The organism is Intrasporangium sp., from assembly GCF_040414665.1.
GTDB lineage: Bacteria > Actinomycetota > Actinomycetes > Actinomycetales > Dermatophilaceae > Intrasporangium.
On record NZ_JBEDUL010000003.1, the window covers coordinates 1 to 4,452 of the forward strand.

Genomic DNA, 4,452 nt, shown 5'->3' on the forward strand with positions numbered 1-4,452 from the left:
GGTCGGACAGGCTGTGGTCCATGACTTCACGCGTCTCGCACACGACGATCGACTGCCGCAACGCCTACGAGCTGTCCGAGTGGTGGAAGCAGGTGCTCGGCTATGCGGACATCCCAGACGACCCCAACGAGCCGGGCCACGAGGAGTGCATGATCCACTCCACGACTGACGGACACCGCATCCTGTTCATCGAGGTCCCTGAGCCGAAGTCGGTCAAGAACCGCATCCACTTCGACCTGCGTTCCACCGACATCACCCAGGACGAGGAGTATGAGCGGCTGCTCGGCCTGGGCGCGACGCTCGTCGCGGACCGCCGGGGCCTCTACGGCCCGGGCACCGGGTGGTACGTCATGGCCGACCCCGAGGGCAACGAGTTCTGCATCCTCAAGAGCGACGCCGAGTACGCCGCTTCACTCGCTGGGAAATCCTCTGGCTCCGAGTGACCGAACCCGAGCATCAAGCCCCCGAACGGAGGCTATGCGTGCGTTCCATCGACGTCCTGGGCGGTCGGCCCCCCACTGGCCCGCTCGGTCACACGCTCATCTGCCCCGTCCTGCGATGACAGAGCAGTCGAGGTGAGCCGGGCGTCTGGCACCTCCACTGGCGAAAGCGCGCGCATTTGAGGGGGCGCAGCTCGCCATGCCTTCAGGTTCTGCACTACTTCGCGGTAGAAGGCGTTGATGGCATCATTCACCGAGTCGATGAAGGAGCCTCGCCCTCGGCCCCGCTTACTGCCCAAGGGCTTTGAGACCGCTACCCGGAATGACCGCAGTTCCTTGGTGGGGTCACTCACGAGCAGTAGCGGGTTCTCTCGCACGTCTCGAAGCAGTTCCGCAGCACCGGCGCCCCGGGTATGCAGGGCGAACGCCTCTACCCTCATGCCGTCGGACGCTTCAGGCATCTGCCGTAGAAGCCACTTGACCCTCGTTGCTGGCCTGCCCTCCTTCGGAGCGTCAATGTCCACATGGCAGGTCAGCTGGCCTGCCCTGAGGTCCGCGGTCACCACGATTGGGCCAATGGCGTGCGGGATGCGGATTGTTCCGGTCAGCTTGCCGTCATTCGCAAGGGAAGCCACCAGGTGTTGCGAGCGCAGGATCGGCTCAGCCAGCTCCTTGCGAGACAGGACTGGCGTGACTTCCTCGCCGAGCTTCCGTCCGAGCTGGAGGCTGGCGAAGCGCAGCAGCGCATCCCACCGAGCAGCGACCTCGGGAGCGGTCTTGTCCGAGGCCCGAAGCGTGCCGCTTGCGACGGCCTGTCGCACCGGGACCCAGTTCTCGCCCATGTCGTCGAACTCGAGGGCACCTGATCGCGGGTGCTCCAGGTAACGGATCAACTCTCCGAGAATCCATGCCTGATCGGGGTCCGCAACGCCTCGGTGTTCCTTCTGCATCACCGCTTCGCAGAGGACTTGGGACCAGGACAGGTGATGGAGGGCCACCTTCCGGACCTTGCGTTTGTCGACCTTGGTCGGGTGCTGCCCGGCGATGGCTGGAATCTCATTGGAGATCGTGAGCACGGCGTCGTAACCCTGCTCCTTGGCGATGTCGAGGTAGTTCTCGATCTGCTCGGGGACGAGCGTGTTGTTGCCGGTTTTCACCTCAACCGAGGCTGTCCAGTTCCGGGAGCCACGACTGACCCTGACGAGACCGTCTGGGTAGAGCCGTTTCTCACCGACGACGAAGGGAACTTCGATGTACGTCTCGACCATGCCAGCGATCGCGCCCAGCGGCTGGGTGATGCCGCGCCCGAACTCCTTCACGGAGGACATCACCGCGAGAAGGGCGGACGTTGCTCTACGTTCCTGTTCCTCCGCTCCGTTGATCCCTGATGTTGGAATCAGCCGTGCTTGATGCCAGTTCTCCTCAGCCACCTCGATGCCCCCTTTGTAGCGTTTTGTGCTTCGGACCATAGCCCTCATCGGGACGGGTCGCGGGAAATCGCTGAAACGTGGCTTAATCCGTTCGTCATGCACGTAGGGACCGCGATAACGCGTTCTTTTCAAAGCCGATCGAGCTGAGCCGGCTGCCAGCTCACACGCTCAAGCACTCCATGCCGTGCGTGAGCGTCTAGGCTGTCCCCCGACGAACGTGAGCGCACCCGTCCGCAGCACCGGAACTGGCCCCCGACGGTCCGCCCACCAGCCGGCCGCAGCGAGCGAGATCAGGTAGGTCGCGAGGGGCGCCGCGCCGACGAGCCCGTGGCTCGTGAACAGGCTTGCTCCAGAGGGTAACTCACGATCTGCAACGGCATCGCCAGCATCACTCTTCACAGTCACGAGGAAGCCGATGCAGGTTCACGTGCGCGTGAGGTCAAGCGGGTTGTCACTCCTCAGCCAGACGCGGTCGGTCACGTCGGTCGGGGTCCGAGCTCAGCGGCATACGGCCTCGTCGTCGTCATCCGCACCCGGCGCATGACCCGGCCGTCCCTGCGCGGCCCCGCCATTGCCCACCATGCGGCTGGCGGTCAAGAACCGCATTCACTTCGACCTGCGTTCCTCCCTCACGAGCGAGGCCGAGTACGCCGCTTCACTCGCTGGACAGTGAGGCTGTCGCGACGGGTTGGGTCACGGACCGGGGGGCGGTCCCATCCCCCGCACCGAGAAGCCGCCGTCGCACTCGACGACGACGCCAGTCGTGGCGGCCGCATTGGCTCGCGAGGCGAGCTGGACGAAGTGGCCGGTGTAGTCGGCCGGCGCGGGGAGGAACTGCAGGGGCAGCAGGGCACGTGCCAGCTCGTCGAGATCCGGCATCGAGCCCAAGGTGCGGTCCGCCAGGCCCAGAGCCCGAGGGCCTCGAATGTCGGTCCGCATGAAGCCGGGCGCGACGCCGTTGACGCGCACGTCCGGCGCCAGTTCGAGGGCCAGCTGCTCGACCAGCCCGACGACGGCGTGCTTCGATGCGGTGTACACGGCACCGCCGACGCCGGCATTTCGGGACGCCAGCGAGGCGGTCAGCACGACACTCCCGGAGGACTCGATGAGGGCGTCGACTGCTGCCTTGACGCCGAGCAAGTAGCCCTTGACGTTGACCGCGAAGAGCTCGTCGAATCCGCGGCTCAGGGCCTCCATGGGGGTGTCGACGAGGCGCGCGCCATAGTCGAACAGGCCCGCGTTGCCGACAAACGTGTCCAGCCGGCCGAAGGCCGACAAGGCCTGGGCGACTGCCTTCTCGTTGTCCGAGGGAGCGGTGACATCGCCGACGACGCCCACGACGGCGCCCGGGTGGGTGGACTCCACGCTCCTCACCCGGTCAGCATCACGGTCGAGGGCGAGCACTCGGGCGCCCTCGGCAACGAAGCGGTCCACCAACGCCAACCCGAGTCCCGAACCCGCGCCCGAGATGAGTGCCACGTCGCCTTCCAGCCAGCCCATGTCGTCCTCCTTGGTTGTCAGTCCGCCCGTGCGGCGGTCGAGTGCTCGATCTGAGCCAATGCACTCAGGGCGCGATCCACGGCCACACCCTCAGCGAGGACCGCTTCCTCCTCCGGGACCTGCTCGTGCCCACCCAGGAGCGCGCGGACGGCCGCCACGTCGGCAGCCTGACGAGGCGTCGCCACTGCGGCGCAGTCGCCCCGGATCCGTTCGGCTTCTGACAAGAGGGCCGCGGCGGTGGACGGGTCGGCGCTGGCGACGACGGAGGCAGCGCCGACGAGCGATTCCGCCACGCCGAGCCGATCCCTCATGCCATGGCGCAGCCTCAAGGCCTGCCGATGCAGTCGGGCGGCCTCGGGTGCGTTGCCGGCGGCCAGCCTCACGCGCGCCAGACCCCACCTGCTGTTGGCCAGGTGACGTGGCGCACCGGTGCCATCCTTTCCGACACCGGCGCGGAGCTGGGTGTCGGCCTCGTTCAGGTCACCTCGTTCGAGCGCCACGACACCAAGGACCCACTGCGGGAGTGTCGTGCGCATGGCATATCCAAGAGCGGCGAGGGCGAGGGCGGATTCGGCCAGCTGCGCCGCGGCGGTGTGGTCTCGCTGCTCCAGGGCAGCCGAGGCCTGGGTGCACCTGACGCCGGCGGTCTCGGCGGGGGCACCCAAGCCCTCGGCGACTGCCAGCGCCTGTTGCGCCTCCACCTCCGCATCCGCGAATCGGCCCTGTCGCAGCGAGGACTCGGCCATGAGCCGAAGGGAGCTGGTCATCGCCCTGCGGTTCCCGAGATCTTCAGCCACCTCGAGGGCCTCACCGGCCAGCCGGGCTGCTGTGGGCAGGTCACCGGTGAGCAGGGAGACCCAGCCCAGCTCGGACAGCAACAACGGACGAGCAGAGACGTCACCGATCGTCGAGGCGATGCTGAGCGCCTCGCCGTAGAGGTCCATCGCGCGGTCGTACTCGCCGAGCCACAGGTCCATCTCCGCCCTGGAGCCGAGCAGCAGCCTGAGCAGCTGGTCGTCCTGGGCGCGCTCGGCCGAGCGAATGGCCCGGTCGATCAGCTTGCCCGCGGCCGTCTGGTCACC

4 protein-coding genes are annotated in these 4,452 nt (G+C 67.1%); 1 reads left to right on the forward strand and 3 read right to left on the reverse strand.

What is annotated here, in order from left to right; genetic code table 11:
• The first annotated feature begins 20 nt into the window (after positions 1 to 20).
• Positions 21 to 443, forward strand: a complete 423-nt coding sequence (locus ABF401_RS00440) for a VOC family protein (protein WP_353507549.1) — start codon at positions 21 to 23, stop codon at positions 441 to 443.
• A gap of 32 nt (positions 444 to 475) precedes the next feature.
• On the opposite strand, the gene ABF401_RS00445 is transcribed toward ABF401_RS00440, so the two are convergent.
• The 3 genes from ABF401_RS00445 to ABF401_RS00455 form a co-directional block, all read right to left on the reverse strand.
• Positions 476 to 1,870 (reverse strand): hypothetical protein, encoded by a 1,395-nt coding sequence (locus ABF401_RS00445; RefSeq protein ID WP_353507550.1) that lies wholly within the window; start codon positions 1,868 to 1,870, stop codon positions 476 to 478.
• A 693-nt stretch (positions 1,871 to 2,563) separates the two neighbouring features.
• A complete protein-coding gene (gene hcaB, locus ABF401_RS00450; RefSeq protein ID WP_353507551.1) occupies positions 2,564 to 3,370 on the reverse strand; it encodes a 3-(cis-5,6-dihydroxycyclohexa-1,3-dien-1-yl)propanoate dehydrogenase in 807 nt (268 codons plus the stop codon).
• A 17-nt stretch (positions 3,371 to 3,387) separates the two neighbouring features.
• Positions 3,388 to 4,452 (reverse strand): ATP-binding protein (locus ABF401_RS00455; protein WP_353507552.1); only part of this gene is annotated, 1,065 nt, incomplete at its 5' end.